This window comes from Nostoc sp. MS1 (genome assembly GCF_019976755.1).
Lineage (GTDB): Bacteria > Cyanobacteriota > Cyanobacteriia > Cyanobacteriales > Nostocaceae > Trichormus.
This window is the reverse complement of record NZ_AP023441.1, coordinates 5,235,016-5,251,492: the sequence shown is the minus strand read 5'-3', so window position 1 is coordinate 5,251,492 and position 16,477 is coordinate 5,235,016. Positions and strand designations below refer to the sequence as shown.

Here is a 16,477-nt window from a genome sequence, read left to right as displayed (position 1 = left end):
GCAAAATTTTGTTGACAGTTAAGAGGTAGTTTAGTTACACATGATACATACTAAATATTTAGGGAGTGATATTGCGATCGTCTATTTCAACGCTATACCCCTATACCCTTGCTAAAGCCCTTGATTTCTCGTTTTCATGCGTAATTCCTATTTTAGTGTCTCACACTAGGTTGATATCCCAAAATAGGATAAATTAGCATATATCATTATTTGAAGAGCCAGAAAGATCAATGAGTCGACCTCATTCAGAAGCTAGTTCTACAGTAACCTTGAAAAGTAAAGCTACCAGCACAGTTGGTCGCGGAAAAGTCGTTAGCCTAAACACCAAACTTAACTTTTCTGAATGGAGAGATGAATACGTTGCTTTATCTTTAGGTAATAGCCTTGAATTTTATAAAAATTGGGAGCAGCCTACTGTAATCGTTTCAGATGGGGCTTATGGTATTCTTGGTTTTGAAGGAGACACATCCGATCATATTGATTTACCCAATTGGTATCAGCCTCATATTGAGGAGTGGTCAAAAGCAGCGATGCCATCCACAACACTCTGGTTTTGGAACTCAGAAATTGGCTGGGCTGTGGTACATCCGATTTTAGAAAAGTATGGTTGGCGGTATGTTAACTGCAATGTTTGGAATAAAGGCAAAGGTCACATTGCAGGGAATGTTAACACAGAAAAAATTCGCAGATTTCCAGTAGTTACAGAAGTTTGTGTCCAATATGTAAGAGAAGTTAGAATTAACGAACTTACCTTAAAAGCCTGGTTACTGAAAGAATGGAAACGGTCTAGATTACCATTACGACGAGCAAACGATGCGTGTGGTGTGGTAGATGCCGCCACTAGGAAATATTTTGATCAAGGGCATTTATGGTACTTTCCACCTCCAGAGATGTTTGAAAGGCTAGTAAATTATGCAAATGAGCATGGTAGTCCTGAAGGAAAACCTTATTTTTCTCTAGATGGCAATCAACCCTTAACAGGGGCAGAATGGAGTAAAATGCGGTCAAAGTTTAGATGTCCTCATGGTTTTACCAATGTATGGGAACGCCAAGCGCTACGAGGTGATGAAAGAGTTAAAACAAAATCTGGCAAAGCGTTGCATCTTAACCAAAAGCCTCTTGATTTGATGACCATGATTATTGAAACATCAAGTGATGAATATGATGTAGTCTGGGAACCCTTTGGAGGACTATTTAGTGCGTCTTTAGCATCCCAAACACTCAAACGCAAAGCTTACTCATGTGAGATCGATCCAGATTATTTTTATTATGGAGTCCAGCGATTTAATCAAGAAGTTCATTAATGCTCTCTTCTCTAATCTCTAAATACTCCTGTAATGATTTTGTTATGGTGTCTTCTCGGCGGCTTGATAGAATTTTGTTCCATTGTCCAACTGACATACCACAAACTTTAACGTTGTAAACACGTTTCTTGAATTGCTCAATGCCGGGATGCACAATTCTGTCTATTTTTGCAAAGTTAGTGTCTAATCTGTATTTATATCGTATTAATAACTCCCGTAAAAGGTGCTGATATTCCCTAGTAGGCTTGTAAATTTTAGATTCAGCCCCCCATGATTCAACTATTTTCTGGGCTTCTAAAAACTCACTGGCAGAACCTTGAAACTTATAGCCGCTAGTGTTCGTTTGCTGTAAATTTGCTGTCCTTTGGGTGGTATCCTCTGGCTCCAAAACAAGATAATCTGGCGGATTATGATAATGAGTGTCTCTAGCTAGAGCTACTGACAAACCAGATACAACGCACACATCTAAAATACGAGGTTTTCCGTAAATAATCTTCTCAGGTAGCCATGCCAAGATTGCAACATGAGTTTGATCAAACTGAAAGTGATTTTGACTATCTTTGAATCTCGCGGTTATTTCTGTCGCCAATGGAAACCATGCTTTAATCTCTAATCCAGGTGTTGGTTGAACGTTGCCCACAAAAATAGCGTCTGGAAATCCTGGATCTTGCCTCTGCCATGTTCCAAACTCAGCAAAATCATCTTGCTTATTTAGAAACTCAACAGTGTTAAATTCGATTAGATTTCCAAGTAATGGTGAAAGCTTTGAGATAACTTTAGCTAAATTTACTGCTGCATTCACAGTCACAGGTTTAGACACGTCTAAAACATCAAACGTATGCCCCGATAAATTAACTAAATACTCAGATGCAAGTCTGATTACATCTGCTGTATTCATAGTTTTTGTTCACAAGACGCTTCAGATAATTGCTCGTCAACCTTCCTTATAATAGTACAAGGGTCTACACCAATTATGCGAGTAACCATGAGAAACTCAACGACATCTAAGCGCCGCTCCCCATTCTCATATTTAGCAACAAAAGATTGCGGTTTTTGAAGAGATTTAGCAAGAGATTCCTGAGTAAGTTGTGCTTCCTTGCGAGCAGCAATCATACAGCGCCGGAATATGTCATACTCATGGCTGGAGATAGATTTCATCGGGCTTTGGCTTTAGCACTATGTGTATGTCAGTAAAATAAACCTATTTTCGGATAATCCCAAAATATGATAATAAGCCTGATAAGATTTGCCGATCGCACTCCTCTACTAGAATTTGGTACATTTAGGTTTGATTTCCGAGTTGAACAAATACCAGAACCTTCAACCACAATAAATTTAGAACTACTAGGCTGATTAACTTTTGGGTTGTCTCAGGTGAAGAAGGGAGTAGAGAGTAGAAACTGAGTGATAAATCACATCTTCTCTTTCATCCCCCACATACCTAACTTTGCGGTGAGAATAAGAAATCCTCAATGGCGCTAAAAATAGCAGCTGGGTATTCCTCATGTACTCCCAAAGAACCAGGAATTATTACACTTTGCACTCCGGGTATAGCGGCTACAGCATTCATTTCTTCCCTTGATTTAGGTGGACTTGATTCACTAATGACTACCATCAGGGGTACAGATAATGACTGGACTAGCGCCAAAAAATCAGCTTGATTGTGTATAGCGTCGATATTACCAGTGACAAAGGCCGCCGAAGCAAATCTCGCTCCTGGTTGTTGGGTTGTTTGCCACTTCTTCTCGATAAAATTAGGTGTCAGCCTGTCGGTATCAGTGAATACATGACGGCGGTACATAAAACGTAAAAATGAAGGTGTGGTATTGAGTTTGTAGAGGACTTGTCCCACAATAGGCGATCGCACTAATCCTCTCACAATCCCAGCCACTTGTAGATTTGCCCCCATAGTTGGTAAGGGGCCGCGCCAAGTGGGTGCGACTAAGACAATTTTGGCAAAAGTATCCGGTTGTTTTTGCGCCAGTAGCAACACATAACTAGCTGCATGGCCAGCCGCTAATACCGTAATGGGGGTAGAAAAAACCGCTTGCACAAAATCTGCGAGAAATTGTTGATAAATTTCTGGTCGGTAGTCTAGGCTGGGACGGGAAGATTCGCCAAACCCCGGCCAGTCTACCGCTACAACCTGAAAATGGGGCGCTAATAACCTAGCCATTTCTGCCATTTCCAAGCGGGTAGATACACTGCTAAAAGCTGGTAATAGTAAAAGTGGTGAACCTTGACCAAGGGTTTCATACACCACTCGTATTGGTTGATTTTCCCACTGCCAGAGAAATTCCTTAATTACTCCACCAAATCCAGTAGGGTTAGAGGTGGATAGCAAATTGGTAGACATAATTTTTTATCATCAGCCCGATGCTTCTAACTTACATTCCAGCGCCTTTTTTTGCATGGTTTTAAATATGTTGTAAAATCCGTTAGCGCGGGAAGGGGTCAAGCTGACGTTTAAACCTGTGGCTTGGATAAAATCTGGGGTCAATTCTAAGATTTCCGTGGGAGTCAGTCCATTCATGCCTTCAATTAGCAGACCAACCATGCCTTTACTAATGAAGGCATCGGAATCAGCCCGGAATACTACCTTACCATCTTCGAGTTTGGCGGTGATATAAACCTGAGAAACACAGCCTGGAACCTTATTTTCCGGTAATTTGTCCTCCTCTGGGAAATCCTTGACCTTGTTACCGTAAGCAATTAACTGTTCGGTACGTCTTTTTTGGTCGGTAGCACGTTGAAAGCGCTGGACAATTTTGGCTAGTGCAGGTGGTAAAGAATCTAAACTAGAAGACATAACAGGCAGTGTGAATAATCGTTCTCACCTTGAGTTTAGATGATCTTTGGTGCGATCGCCTCATACCATTCCACCGCATCTAGCTTAATGGCTTGGTAATAGGTAATGGCGCATAGGTCATAATGTTTTATGATTAACCATTACCGACCCTAACAACCATACTATTAAGTAATTATCAATTGATAATAATTGCCCACATACTGACACCCAAAACAATGGCTGTTATATGTTGCCAAAGCATAGTAGTTAATGGTTGCCGAGCAATTTTTTGAGTTAATACTATTGTCAACAGCACTGAAAAGATGAGAGTTGCACCTTGTAAAAAGGCAATGACTGCTGGGTGTGCTACTAATATGGGTAATTGCTCACCACTTAATCCAAAAGTTGCAAATGTTACGGGAAGAATTTTTCCGCCTTCGCCTAAACCCAGGCGCAGATAATGAGCTAAATTTCCCCCTAATACTAGTGGTAAATAACCATAGGCAAGTTCAATAAAGCGTCGAGGTTTACGGCGAGTATTAAATAGTTTAATCAAGCCATAGGCTAATAAGACAACAACCGTGGGAATTAATAAAGCTACAATTGAGATTCCTAAATGTAGCCAAAATTGCGTTAAATCAAGTTGTAAACCCAACCAAGCAATTATTTCTGGTAAACGATGTAGATAAACTCCCCCAAACAGTAATAACAATAATGCGACTTCATAGTTACGTGCTACATGAGTCGTCCACAGTTCAATCCCAGGAGGACGCAGGTTAAACTCAACGGAACGATGAGGACAGGCTTTGAGACAAGTCATGCACAAAACACAATCACGGTTATCTTCCAACTGTGCAGGATGAGAATATAAGGGACAACCATCTGTTTCCATCCCTTCGCCTTTTTCGGGGCCACCTTTATAACATTGATAGGTGGTACAAGTAGCAGAACAAATGCCTTGTTGCGCCCGCAGTTCTGTCATAGAAAGTTTAGCAAATAAACCATTCATTCCCCCGATGGGACAAAGATAGCGACACCAAAAACGCCGCTCGAATAGGGCAGAAAATATCATTGCCCCGGCAGTAATTAATAACAGTAAACAAGCAGAAAGATAGGCGGTATTTTCTAAATGCCAGAGTTCTTCCCAAAGGAAAATTAAGGTAAATAAACCAAATAAAAACCATCCGCCCCATTTTTCAGCTTTTTCTCTGGGCCAGCGTTTGAGTTTGCGCGGGAATAACCACAGAGATAATTTTTGGGTGATTTCGCCGTAAATCATGAAGGGACAGACAGCACACCATACCCGCCCTAAGAAGGGGAAAATAAATAGGATGATAGGCCACCACCAAGCCCAAAATAAATTTAAGGCAAAATTGCGATCGCGTGTTTGCGGCCCCACAAACAACACACCTACAATAAACGCAAAAGCCGCCACAGTAAAACCATAATTAATTTTGTCAGGCCACCAAGAACTCCGCAAAAATTGCCGTAACCCTGGATATAAATTTAAAAGGTTGACACGAAATTGTTTTTTCTTCGTTTCCGCCGCCCAGAATATTTCCTCTGTTAATTCGCGGCGTTCCCCAGCTTGGACAATAGCCCGTTCTACAAGGTTTTTCAACTCTTTGAGGTTTCCAGGAAAATCGTATGACTGAAGACGGCGTAAGGCTTCTGGGGTAACGTGGGGTTTGTTTACTCCGCGCGATCGCACATACAAACTGGTGTAGTATTCAACCTGTGCTTTAATGTCAGTTTTCCGCACTCGTAACGGCGGGACTTTGATAATATGTCCCACACAGCGTTCTATCTTTGACTCGGTTTTTTCCGAAACAATGAAAATTCGCGCTTTACTATTACGTGGTTCCGCCGTGGGTTCCCCTTGTCGCGTCACGGGGGTATATGTATTTGTGGTTAATAGCTGTGCTACAGGTTGTAATAACTCTGGCGGTAATTCTTGCAAGTTATTGAGAATAATACTACCTTCCCCCAACCATTCCAACAGTCCAGGCTTCCCACCAGCGCGACCAAATAAATCAGCACCGCTAGTTTGTAAAATGCCACAATTGACTTTAATAATCGGTTCGCGTCGCTGGGGCGAACTAAAATGGATCAAAGCGGCAATATTATCCTTCTCTAACCCTGGTTCACCAAATATTTCTACAGACTTCCTATCAGCCGTCGATTCACGAATTTGTTCTCGCAGACGTACAGCGTAGCGACTTGTCCCGACAATTCCCCGTTGCGCTTTGGTAACTAAATAAGGACGCAACGCTACAGAACGTTCCTGTTCATAGGTTAACGCGGATGTTACCTGCGCTAGTTCCTGCGCCAACTGACGAGAAAAAGCTTGAGTAATTTCTGGGTGTTGATTAATTAATTCCCGAAATTTAGCCGCAGGTATAGCCCAGACATGAGATTCTGTGAGAGTAACGATTTTATAGGGTATTAATTGATCTAAAAGTAATTCTTGCAGGTTAATTACTGCACCGGGTAAGAAACCACGGGCTAAAACTGAACTATTTTGATTACTAGTCTCGCTTTCTAACTGTCCATCTCGGATGATGTAAAGTGCGGTTGGGGGGGTGGCTTCTGCAACTAGGGTACTTCCCTTTGGTATGGTTTGCGGTTCTATCACTTGGGCGATCGCATCCAGCGCCGCAGATGAGAGAATACCTAAAGTTGTCCGCTCTTGTAGCCATATAACTGTATCTGGAGATGTCATCCTGGTTTCTCCGCGTCGGCTGTTTGCTGTATAAAAGGATTATCCCTGAAAATAGCTATGTGATGAGTTTAGCGGATTTACCTAATCTTTGGGTTCCTTTGGCGCTTCTGGCTTTAATTGTGGCGGCGGCTGTATTTTTTAGTCGCAGTAGTTAGTTAACAAACTATTACATTCTGCAATAGTTTATTTAAAATTAGATTAGGGGATGTGTGAGGAAAAATGGCAGCCAAAGACTTATTTCATGAAGCTGTCAAACAGGCACTTCTAAAGGAACAATGGGTAATTACCGCAGATCCGCTTAAAATTAAAATTGAGCGTGTCAAGTTTGAAGTTGACTTAGCAGCTGATAAGTTTTTGGCAGCCGATAAAGCAGGACAAAAAATAGCCGTTGAAATTAAAAGTTTTATCAGTACTTCTGTTAAGCTGTTCGGCATCTAGTTTTACAAGACAACCTAATGCAGCAAACGGGTTCAGGCACTAAATTATCAAATTTAGATGCGTGTCAGCTTATCACTGATTTTCACTTAGCACTAGGTCAATTTTTGAACTACCGTCTTGCATTACAAATAACTGAACCAGATAGAATCTTGTATCTTGCGGTTCCTGTTGATACGTTTGAATCTTTCTTTCAAGAACGCTTTGTTCAAGAGGCTGTCAAGCTTTATCAAGTTAAGCTAATAATTTATAATCCGTTTAAAGAGGAGATTATTGTATGGACAGAATAGAAGATTATCGAGAAATCATTCAAAAATTTTTAAAATCTCACGCTGATTTTGAAAATACTAATTCAGATATTGAATCTCAGATAATTTGTGACACAGTAAACGACCATTATCAGCTCTTGGATGTAGGCTGGGAGGAATTAAAGCGAGTTTACAATTGTTTTATTCATTTAGATATTAAAGATGGTAAGATATGGATTCAACGTAATATGACTGAGGTAGATATTGCTCAGGAATTAGTAGATATGGGTGTACCCAAGGAAGATATTATTTTAGGTTTACACCCACCTTATAAGCGACCATATACAGGATATGGAGTGGCTTAAAAATATTATTTTGATTAACAAGAATTAATCCCACCAAAAATACCAGACTTTTCCTCCTAATAAGTTAGCAGCTAGATTACTAAGAGTTTGTACCCCTTGGTCTACAATATCGTAGCAATAAATATACTGTTCTTGAGCTAGTTGAAATGCGCTTTCTTTGTCTTGTGGTGGTTTATGAACAACCATTTCCACTACATCATGGGTGATACCTACTACCTCTGCACCATATTTTTCTTGCCAATATTTCATAAGGCAAACCTGCACTTCCGGGGCTGGACAATCATTCCAATTGCCAAACTTCAGGAAAGCGGGAACTTGCCAGCTAAATGTAGTAGGAACTAATGCAATTATTACGTTTGGATGTGGTAAACGAGTTAAAATATCACGGGGAATTGTATAGCGGTTAGTAGGATAAATCATATCATTCCACTCGCCGATTTCTGCTAGTGTAAATTCATCAACATCATTTTGTAATGTCGATATATTTATGTAATTAGCTCTTTCTTGTCTTTGCTGTTCTGCTGTGGTATTTAACCAATCATTAGCATTTAGTTGATTGCCTTGTTGGATAATTTCCTGAACAGTTGTAGGTTGTTCTTCTGATAAATAGTCACTATAGGAATGAACGGATTCGATGTAAGATTGACTTTCAGCTTCATTACCCAATAACAAAGGATAATGTTGCGTCTCATCTGTAATTTGTCGTAGTTGCTGCCAATGTTGTATGGCATCAGCACCATTAACGGTTAATCCATAAATATTTTCACCATCGACTTGCCAAAGTAATTCTAGAGTATCGGCGTTAATATGATGTTGTGTTAATAAGTTTTTTAAGGCGTTTTGGCTTATAACCATTGTTCAAATTCCTTTAACTTGATAAGCTATGGACGACAATTTTTAACTTTATATATTGCTTTGCTTTTGTGTAAAAAACTCAGTATCAACCTAAAATTATATTAAATATAGCAATAATGCCTTTTGATTGCTAACAGCAGATTTGTAATAATCAAAAATTTCGGTGTAGTAATCGACCATACACTCAAGCAGGTCTTCATCCGACCAATCAAGCCAATGTATAGGATTTTGTTTTTGCGATTCGTATATAAAACGGTTTTTAAAACCTTCCTTAGAAAGTTCTAACAAACCATCGAGAATTTGTCCAACTTCTTCACCTGCTAAAAGATAACGAACTGGCCCATATCCTGTTTCATAACCAATTTCTTTACCAGCACCAAAAGCATTAACTAATGGCTTACCATCCCACTGAGAGTTTTGAATTACTATAAACGGTAAAAAATCTTTTTTATATCCTTTTTCTACTCTCAACTCTGGGATTTTGCCTTGAGGCATACTATAGTATGCTGCAATATAACCAGCTAGTAAAAATGTTATTTCCTGCCAAGATTTACCTAAATCTAATTCGGGGGTTGCCCATTCAGCAAGAAACTGTTCTTCTAGTGCTTGCCAGTCGTAAGTATACTTCCACTTTTGACGATTTTTAAAGATGAACCTGCTTAAACCTTTTCTTTCAGGTAGTTTGCCAAATCTTTTTCTAGCATCTTGTTTCATTTGTTCAAATTCTCTTGTATTCGACCTTCCTTGCCAATAAGGAGATTCTGGCAACCATTGAGCATCAAAGAAAGCATCAACAAGAAAAGGGTCTTGTATAAACAAATCCAGTGTTAAAGAAGATATTTGCTTTATTCTGCCTGTTATGCCCATAAAATTGTTTAAAACTTATCAATATCTATTTTTTCTGAGTATAGCTACGCTTATCTAGCTATAGCAGCCTAAAACATCAGTGTGGCATTTAACTTAATTTTCCCTGCATAAGTTCCCAAGTTATAGCTGATGTCTTAACAGAGCAATTTTTCTACCAACAAAGCTATTCAACAAAAGAACTAAACGGTTATGCGTACACACTTTAACAACCAGGCACAAACTTCTGCAACTTCCCTTGTTCGCAAATTTGCCAGAGGAACTCTCAACTTAACCCTTGCAGCCAGCCTTGTTTCCATTCCTCATATCAGTCGTGCAGATGGGATACCTAGTCAAATACAGGGTGAATGGTCTTATGGTCGGATATCTTCGATTCAATATCAAGACCGCTATACAGGCACATCAGCACAACCTAATGGTTCTAGCGATCGCTTTAAAGTAACACCCAACGGTAACTATGAGCGTGCCAGATTACTCCAAATTAACACTTATGGTTGCGCTTCTTACTTATTTATTCAAGAAAAGGGCAAAGTTAAAATAGACGGTCAGAAATTTATCTTTGAGCCTAGCAATAGCTTTGTCAAAGGTCAACAATGTAGCGCCTCAAACACCTATGAACGCCGCAATACAGCTAAAGTAGAAACCTATAGCTGGTCTATAGAAAGAAATGATTATGGTCAAGAAGTTTTGGTACTAGAAACACTTGATGGTAAAGGTAAAGCTCATTATGGTCGTCCTAATTAATACCATTTTATGGTATTACCTAATCCAAATATATTGGTAGGAACGTACATCTGTACGCTCCTACAGCCGCTAATTCATGAAGGTAAAAATTCTCTCAAAAACCCAATACCTGCATAGATTTCTCTAATACTTCTTTTGGGCGGAATGGTTTAGTTAAATATAAATCAGCGCCCACATCCATTCCCTTTTGTTTATCAAATTCTTGTCCTTTTGCTGTCAACATAATAATGTAGACATCAGTCATTTGAAGTTCATGTTTAACAACTTCACAAACTTCCAAACCACTCATTTTAGGCATCATTACATCAAGAAATACAAGGTTTGGTTTTTCGGTTTTAATGGTTTCGAGGGCTTCTACGCCATTTCTAGCAGTTAAAAGTTCTACGCCCTCATCTTCCAAAGACTCTAGGGCTTGTTCCATTAAAATTACAATGTTAGGTTCATCGTCAACAATCAAAATTTTCTGGCTCATAATTTTCAGATTGGGACACATCAATTCAAAATTCAAAAACTTTTAACGATGAGATATTAGTTTATTCTTACCCCATCTCCTTCATCTCCCATACCTAATCCCCAAATGAATAAGACATTTTCTAATTCTTTTTCAAATCTCAGGGTTTTTACTAACTCGGATTCTTGAGAGAAGATAGAATCAATGATGATCATGTCAGGTTTAACTGACAGAGCTTTATTAATACATTCTTGAGGGTCTGAGGCTTCAATGACACTGTAACCTTGAGCTTGTAATACATTAGAAATGGTCTTTAAAGTAGATTCATTTTGATCAACAACCAAGACCTTTTTACTAGATGTAACCTGATTCAGCAGTGAGCCAATTTCATTGAGGAGTTGTTCTGTATTGATGGGTTTGGTGAGATAACGATCTATGCCAATGTGATAGCCTCGTTCTTTATTTTCAACAATTGACAAGATGATGATTGGAATATCTGCGGTTTGGGGGTCATTTTTGAGGACGGCTGCCACATCAAAACCGTTGATTTGCGGCATCATTACATCCAGGATAATTAAATCGGGACGGATGATTTTGATTTGTTGAATTGCATCTACTCCATCTTTAGCTTCCCGGACGTTATAACCTTCATTTTCCAGTTGTTGATGTAGTAATTCTCGAATGTGGGCATCATCATCAACAACTAAAATAGTTTTGCGTTTTTGGTTCGCTACGGTATTTGTAGTAATGACGTGTTCTTTGAGTTGCTTAACTAGAGCATCAAGATTCAGATTAGTATTTGTTTTGGGGTTGTTAGCATAGACGGGGATGAGGAATGAGAAGGTGCTACCTTTACCGATTTCACTCTCTACCCAGATTCTACCGCCGTGATGGTCGATGATTTGTTTGCATATGGGTAAGCCTAACCCCGTACCTTTGGGTTTGTCGGTGAGGGTGTCGCCGACTTGGCGGAATTTTTCAAATACTTTCGGCTGGTCTTCTGGTGCAATGCCGATACCTGTATCGATAATGCTAATGCACACACCATCTCTTTCCTGTTTAACCTGACAGGTAACAGAACCAGATTGGGTAAACTTAACGGCATTGGAAATGAGGTTAATCAGAACTTGCAATAGACGATTGCGATCGCCTATTATCTGCGGTACTGAGGAATCAATTTCGGTAATTAGTTGCAAACCATTGGTTTCAAATAGGGCGGCTGTGGCTGTGGTTGCCCAATCGAGTAATTCACTCAGATTTATAGGCTGCATTTGCCATTCCACCTTGCCAGCTTCCATCTTGGCAATATCTAAAACATCATTAATTAAAGATGTGAGGCGTTCTGCTTCCGACACAATAATATTTAAGTTGTCAGCTACGCGCTTGATGGTTTTTTGTAACTTGCGGTCTTCGGCAGACAGCATGGGGAAGACATCAGTTTGTAGTTTTTCTTGAATGATGGAGGCGAAACCTAAGACAGAAGTTAGTGGTGTCCTCAACTCATGGGAAACTGTAGAGATAAAATCTGTTTTCATTTGGTCGATTTCTTTTTCTACCGTTACATCCCGAATCAACAACGCTGAACCAAAACAGGTGGTGAGTTCATTGTCGGCTGTCCGCTTAAATATGGCAGTGGCGACAGCTTGACCAATGCGTTCTTTTGCCAGATCCAACTCCGCCGCAAATACTTCACCTGGTTGGGACTGGGTTCTTTCCACCAAATCTGCTAAACCAAATATGGGCAAATCCCGGCAATGTCCTTTGAGGGTATTAGCTGTTAACTCGTGCATGGCTAAAAAGGCAGGATTGAAATGAGTAATTTGCCCTGCGGTATCAACCACTAACAAACCATCTGCTAAGTTATCCAAAATAGCATTTAAGCCTTGGGCTTCCGCTAAGGTATCTTGTAGTGCCGCAGTCCGTTCTGCAACTCTGGCTTCCAATTCTTGATTGAGTTGCCGCAAAGCAATTTCAGCTTGTTTACGAGCAGTCACATCAGTATTAATTTCCAACACCGCGCAAGGCTGACCATCGGTATCTCGTTGCAAAGTCCATCGGCTTTGGACGGTAATCAGTTTGCCATCATGGGTAAGGTGTTCTACCTCTCCTTCCCAGTTGCCGTGTTGTAATAACTCGGTTGTAATTTCTTCTTTGGGTTGAGGAAAGATTTTTTTGAGAAACGTGTAAATATATTGGTCTATGACTTCCTCCCGCGTCCAATGATAGAGCCTTTCTGCGCCTTGATTCCAGTACAAAGTTTTGTCACTCATGTCACGGACAATAATGGCATCACTGGAATGATTCAGCATATCTAATAAACGTTGATTTTCCGCTTCTGTTAGCTTACGAGCATGAATATTAGTGCAAGTACCAATCCATTCCTGAATGCTACCGTCTGCTTTTAAGACAGGAGCGCCACATACTGAGAAGTAGCGGTAAATACCATCCTTACCACGCAACCGATATTCAGTTTGGTAAATACTGCGGTTCGCCACAGCCTGACTCCACTCATTGCTGGAACGGGCGCGGTCATCAGGATGAATCGGCTCAAGCCATCCCCAACCCTCAACTTCTGCTTCCGTCTGCCCTGTATAATCTATCCAAGTGAGCATTTGACTACTGATTCCTAAACCTTCCGCCGTAGCTCCCCAAACAATTTGAGAAGTAGCAGTGACTAAGGTACGATATCGCTCCTTGAGACGCTGATTTTCGGCTTCTGCTAATTTGCGATCGTGAATATCTGTACAAGTACCAATCCACTCCTGCACACTGCCATCATCTTCAATGACAGGAGCGCCCCAGACCCAAAAGTAACGATAGTTACCATCCTTGCCACGAATACGGTACTCAATTTGATATTGACTGAGGTTGGCTACGGCAATACCCCAAGCTTCTCCTGTGTAACCACGATCATCGGGATGGACGGCATCAATCCAGCCGCCGTTTTCCGCTTCAGCTAACGTTTGTCCTGTATATCCAATCCAGTCTTCTAGCTCAAAGCAAATCCCCTGCGGCGTACTAACCCAAATAATTTGCGTATTAGTTTTAACTAAAGAACGGTATCTGGCTTCGCTCTGTTTTAAGATTTTTTCTTTCTGCTGGCGTTCTTGTTCAGCTTGTTTCAGGTCGCTAATATCCTCCACACTCGACCAAATCAGCCGCTCCCCACCCCGCTCAATCATCACACTGGAAACTCTGACTGGAACCAAGTTTCCATTTTGGTGTATGTATTCCTTTTCGTAGGGGCCGTAACGCCCAGTTTGTTCCAACTTTTCTAGCATGACTCGCTCGGCGGCGATCTGGGTGTCAGCAGTAATTTGCCAATAGTTGAGGTTCAGGGTTTCAGGTACAGTACGCCCCAACATAGCAGCATAAGCAGGATTAACATTAATTAGCTGACCATGTGGATTCCACAATACCAGCCCAACGGGACATTTTTCCCAGAGGAGGTGATTATATTCATCAAGTTGGCTAGACATTGCTTCGGTGTCCTTAGTGGTGGGGTAGGGATAGGGAAAATAATTGTTGACTAATGACTAATCTGTGTAACCAGAACTGTGAGCGGGATGAGTATTGCAGAAGCAGGACAACAAGGTGGCGTAAAGCTTCAACGAAATGGGGTTACGTTGAAGAATTTGGTAAATTTCCTCAGATGATGCAGTGTCCAAGGCGGAATTACGTTGTGCAAGTCGCCGGATGACTTGGGCATGGCGGCTTAGTAATTCTTTTGGTTGCAGAGTGGGAATTTTTGAAGGAATAAAACCTTCTAAGTCTTTATATGATGGGGTTGTGTTCTTCAGGTTAGAAAACGAGTAAGGTTTTTTAGCTACATCCATAACTGAACACTGCACAGGAATTTGAATCCAAAATTCTGTGCCTTGTCCTGGTTGAGAACGACATTGGAGAATGCCCTGGTGTCGTTCTACGACAATTTGGTGGCTAATTGCCATACCTAACCCAGTTCCTTTGCCTACTTCTTTGGTAGTGAAGAAGGGATCATAAATGTGTTCAATAATCTCTGGCTTGATGCCTGGGCCGTTGTCAGCAATGCGAATTACTACCCATTGGTTGTTTAGGGCTTCGGTACGAATTGAGATTTGGGGAGTTGGGAGTTGGGAGTTGGGAGTGGGGGGAGATGAAGAGATGGGGGAGAAAGGACTGACTTTATCACTCTGTGCTACTCCTGACTCTTTTCCTATTCCCCATTCCCTACTCCCTATTCCCTCTTCTAAAGCATCAATGGCATTTGCCAAGATGTTCATAAACACCTGATTCAACTGTCCGGGGTAGCATTCAACTAAAGGAATGTCTGCGTACTCTTTAATAATTTCAATTCCCGGATGATGAGGGTTAGGTTTGAGGCGATGGCGAAGAATCATTAGTGTGCCATCGATCCCGTCGTGAATGTTGACGGTTTTCATTTCTGCTTCATCATGGCGGGAGAAGTTTTTTAAGGATTTGACGATTTCGACAATGCGATCGCTACCAATCTTCATTGAATCCAATAGTTTGGGTAAATCCTCTTGAATAAATTCCAAATCAATGGTGTTTAATTTGACTTCTAACTCCGGTGGAACCACTGGGAGTAATTGCTGATAATCGTGCAGCAGATGTAACAAGTCGTTAGAGTAGTCGGCAACATATTTTAAATTGCCGCAAATAAAGCTAACTGGGTTGTTGATTTCATGGGCAACTCCAGCCATCATCTGTCCCAAACTGGACATTTTCTCACTTTGGATTAATTTGGTTTGAGCTAATTGCAACTCGTGTAGAGCTTTTTGTAATTTTTCTGTTTGGGCTTTGGCTTGCGAGGCTGCTTGAATGCTTTGTTCGTAGAGTTGGGCTTTTTCAATGGCGATCGCAGTTTGTGAGGCGAAGATACTGACAAGTTTGAGGTGTTCGGCTTTGTAGGCTTCGGTTCTAGTTGTACCGATAGCGATCGCTCCTAGTATCCGCTCTTTTGCTCTCAATGGCACACAAATTAAGGCGTTGACGTTTTTTTCGTTCTTTATTCGTTGATCAATTTGTACGTTGTTAATCAGTTCCGCCCTACCAGTTTGCACAATGTGACCAATAATTCCTTGATTTGGTTGCGGTTGATGGGATGGAAAAAAACTGCCAAATTCCGCTATTACCTCAAAGCCGCCTCCATCAGCACTCAGGAGTAAAATCATTCCCGCAGATGATTCAATTAGTTGATGCAATTCTTCAATGACAAGTTGAGCAATCTGTCTAGTATTTAAACTTCTAGTCAATTGTGTGGAAATATCCTCAAATAAATCAATTTCCTGATATCGCTCCAGTAGTTCTTTCGCAAGTACTTTCTTTTCAGCTTCTTGTTTTCCCAAAACAGAGAGCAAATCAGCCACTACGCTTGCGCCTTCTTCGCCTACTACCCAGCCTATAGTTTCTCCCGATACCTCAATGGGGTGGCGATTTTTGATAATTTGCTTGCCAATGTTGATTATTTGCGTACCATCTACCAGTTCCACACTTACAGCTATGTTGAGTTGGTTAACTAAATTTTCAATCAGAGTCAGTAACTCTTTTTTGTTAAGAATTTTTTTGAGGTTCAGAACGGACATAAAACACCCCATCTAAAGGTGATGGTCGATTGGCATACAGCCAATCGACACATTGATGACTGCCATAAAATTTAAAAATATAGGAATTTACTGTCAAAGCTAGTCTTCCCAAAAAA

At 40.7% G+C, this 16,477-nt stretch carries 15 protein-coding genes and 1 pseudogene; 6 read left to right on the top strand and 10 right to left on the bottom strand.

Going from position 1 to position 16,477, the window contains the following annotated elements; translation table 11 throughout:
- The first annotated feature begins 230 nt into the window (after nucleotides 1–230).
- A complete protein-coding gene (locus NSMS1_RS22755) occupies nucleotides 231–1,304 on the top strand; it encodes a DNA methyltransferase (RefSeq protein ID WP_224086995.1) in 1,074 nt (357 codons plus the stop codon).
- Here the strand turns inward: NSMS1_RS22755 and NSMS1_RS22750 are convergent.
- Nucleotides 1,285–2,202 carry a hypothetical protein gene (locus NSMS1_RS22750; protein WP_224086994.1) on the bottom strand — a complete coding sequence of 306 codons (918 nt, stop codon included), beginning with the start codon at nucleotides 2,200–2,202 and terminating at the stop codon, nucleotides 1,285–1,287. The genes NSMS1_RS22755 and NSMS1_RS22750 overlap by 20 nt on opposite strands.
- Entirely contained in the window at nucleotides 2,199–2,462 is a 264-nt protein-coding gene (locus NSMS1_RS22745) for a helix-turn-helix domain-containing protein (RefSeq protein WP_224086993.1), read from the bottom strand. Before NSMS1_RS22745 ends, NSMS1_RS22750 begins: the two co-directional genes overlap by 4 nt.
- A 66-nt stretch (nucleotides 2,463–2,528) precedes the next feature.
- Here NSMS1_RS22745 and NSMS1_RS35165 point away from each other — a divergent pair, with 66 nt between their 5' ends.
- Entirely contained in the window at nucleotides 2,529–2,657 is a 129-nt protein-coding gene (locus NSMS1_RS35165) for a hypothetical protein (RefSeq protein ID WP_263432532.1), read from the top strand.
- Between the two features lie 88 nt (nucleotides 2,658–2,745).
- Here NSMS1_RS35165 and NSMS1_RS22740 read toward each other — a convergent pair whose 3' ends face one another.
- The 3 genes from NSMS1_RS22740 to NSMS1_RS22730 all read right to left on the bottom strand — a co-directional run bounded on the left by NSMS1_RS22740 (nucleotide 2,746) and on the right by NSMS1_RS22730 (nucleotide 6,814).
- Nucleotides 2,746–3,660 (bottom strand): alpha/beta fold hydrolase, encoded by a 915-nt coding sequence (locus NSMS1_RS22740; protein WP_224086992.1) that lies wholly within the window; start codon nucleotides 3,658–3,660, stop codon nucleotides 2,746–2,748.
- 12 nt (nucleotides 3,661–3,672) lie between these two features.
- Entirely contained in the window at nucleotides 3,673–4,113 is a 441-nt protein-coding gene (locus NSMS1_RS22735) for a SufE family protein (RefSeq protein ID WP_224086991.1), read from the bottom strand.
- 175 nt (nucleotides 4,114–4,288) lie between these two features.
- Nucleotides 4,289–6,814, bottom strand: coding sequence for a cyclic nucleotide-binding domain-containing protein (locus NSMS1_RS22730; protein ID WP_224086990.1), 2,526 nt, complete (start codon nucleotides 6,812–6,814; stop codon nucleotides 4,289–4,291).
- On the opposite strand from NSMS1_RS22730, the gene NSMS1_RS22725 reads away from it, so the two are divergent.
- The 3 genes and pseudogenes from NSMS1_RS22725 (at nucleotide 6,808) to NSMS1_RS22715 (ending at nucleotide 7,862) form a co-directional block, all read left to right on the top strand.
- Complete coding sequence (locus tag NSMS1_RS22725) at nucleotides 6,808–6,969, top strand: hypothetical protein (RefSeq protein ID WP_224086989.1); 162 nt, start codon at nucleotides 6,808–6,810, stop codon at nucleotides 6,967–6,969. The genes NSMS1_RS22730 and NSMS1_RS22725 overlap by 7 nt on opposite strands.
- Nucleotides 6,970–7,033: 64 nt before the next feature.
- Nucleotides 7,034–7,539: pseudogene (locus tag NSMS1_RS22720) on the top strand (XisH family protein).
- Nucleotides 7,527–7,862, top strand: a complete 336-nt coding sequence (locus tag NSMS1_RS22715) for a XisI protein (protein WP_224086988.1) — start codon at nucleotides 7,527–7,529, stop codon at nucleotides 7,860–7,862. Before NSMS1_RS22720 ends, NSMS1_RS22715 begins: the two are co-directional and overlap by 13 nt.
- Nucleotides 7,863–7,886: 24 nt before the next feature.
- Here NSMS1_RS22715 and NSMS1_RS22710 read toward each other — a convergent pair whose 3' ends face one another.
- Nucleotides 7,887–8,717: a DUF4253 domain-containing protein gene (locus NSMS1_RS22710; RefSeq protein ID WP_224086987.1), complete on the bottom strand. Its 831-nt coding sequence runs from the start codon at nucleotides 8,715–8,717 to the stop codon at nucleotides 7,887–7,889.
- Nucleotides 8,718–8,813: 96 nt separating this feature from the next.
- Nucleotides 8,814–9,584 (bottom strand): DUF1877 family protein, encoded by a 771-nt coding sequence (locus tag NSMS1_RS22705; RefSeq protein ID WP_224086986.1) that lies wholly within the window; start codon nucleotides 9,582–9,584, stop codon nucleotides 8,814–8,816.
- 189 nt (nucleotides 9,585–9,773) lie between these two features.
- Between NSMS1_RS22705 and NSMS1_RS22700 the strand changes: the two genes are divergently transcribed.
- A complete protein-coding gene (locus NSMS1_RS22700) occupies nucleotides 9,774–10,325 on the top strand; it encodes a hypothetical protein (protein ID WP_224086985.1) in 552 nt (183 codons plus the stop codon).
- A gap of 94 nt (nucleotides 10,326–10,419) precedes the next feature.
- Here the strand turns inward: NSMS1_RS22700 and NSMS1_RS22695 are convergent, their stop codons facing one another.
- The 3 genes from NSMS1_RS22695 to NSMS1_RS22685 are packed head-to-tail and all read right to left on the bottom strand — an operon-like array spanning nucleotide 10,420 to nucleotide 16,361.
- A complete protein-coding gene (locus tag NSMS1_RS22695) occupies nucleotides 10,420–10,797 on the bottom strand; it encodes a response regulator transcription factor (RefSeq protein ID WP_224086984.1) in 378 nt (125 codons plus the stop codon).
- Between the two features lie 56 nt (nucleotides 10,798–10,853).
- The gene (locus tag NSMS1_RS22690) at nucleotides 10,854–14,255 is read right to left on the bottom strand and encodes a PAS domain S-box protein (protein ID WP_224086983.1); all 3,402 of its coding nucleotides are present in this window, start codon (nucleotides 14,253–14,255) and stop codon (nucleotides 10,854–10,856) included.
- 57 nt (nucleotides 14,256–14,312) lie between these two features.
- The gene (locus NSMS1_RS22685; RefSeq protein ID WP_224086982.1) at nucleotides 14,313–16,361 is read right to left on the bottom strand and encodes an ATP-binding protein; all 2,049 of its coding nucleotides are present in this window, start codon (nucleotides 16,359–16,361) and stop codon (nucleotides 14,313–14,315) included.
- Between the last annotated feature and the right edge of the window lie 116 nt (nucleotides 16,362–16,477).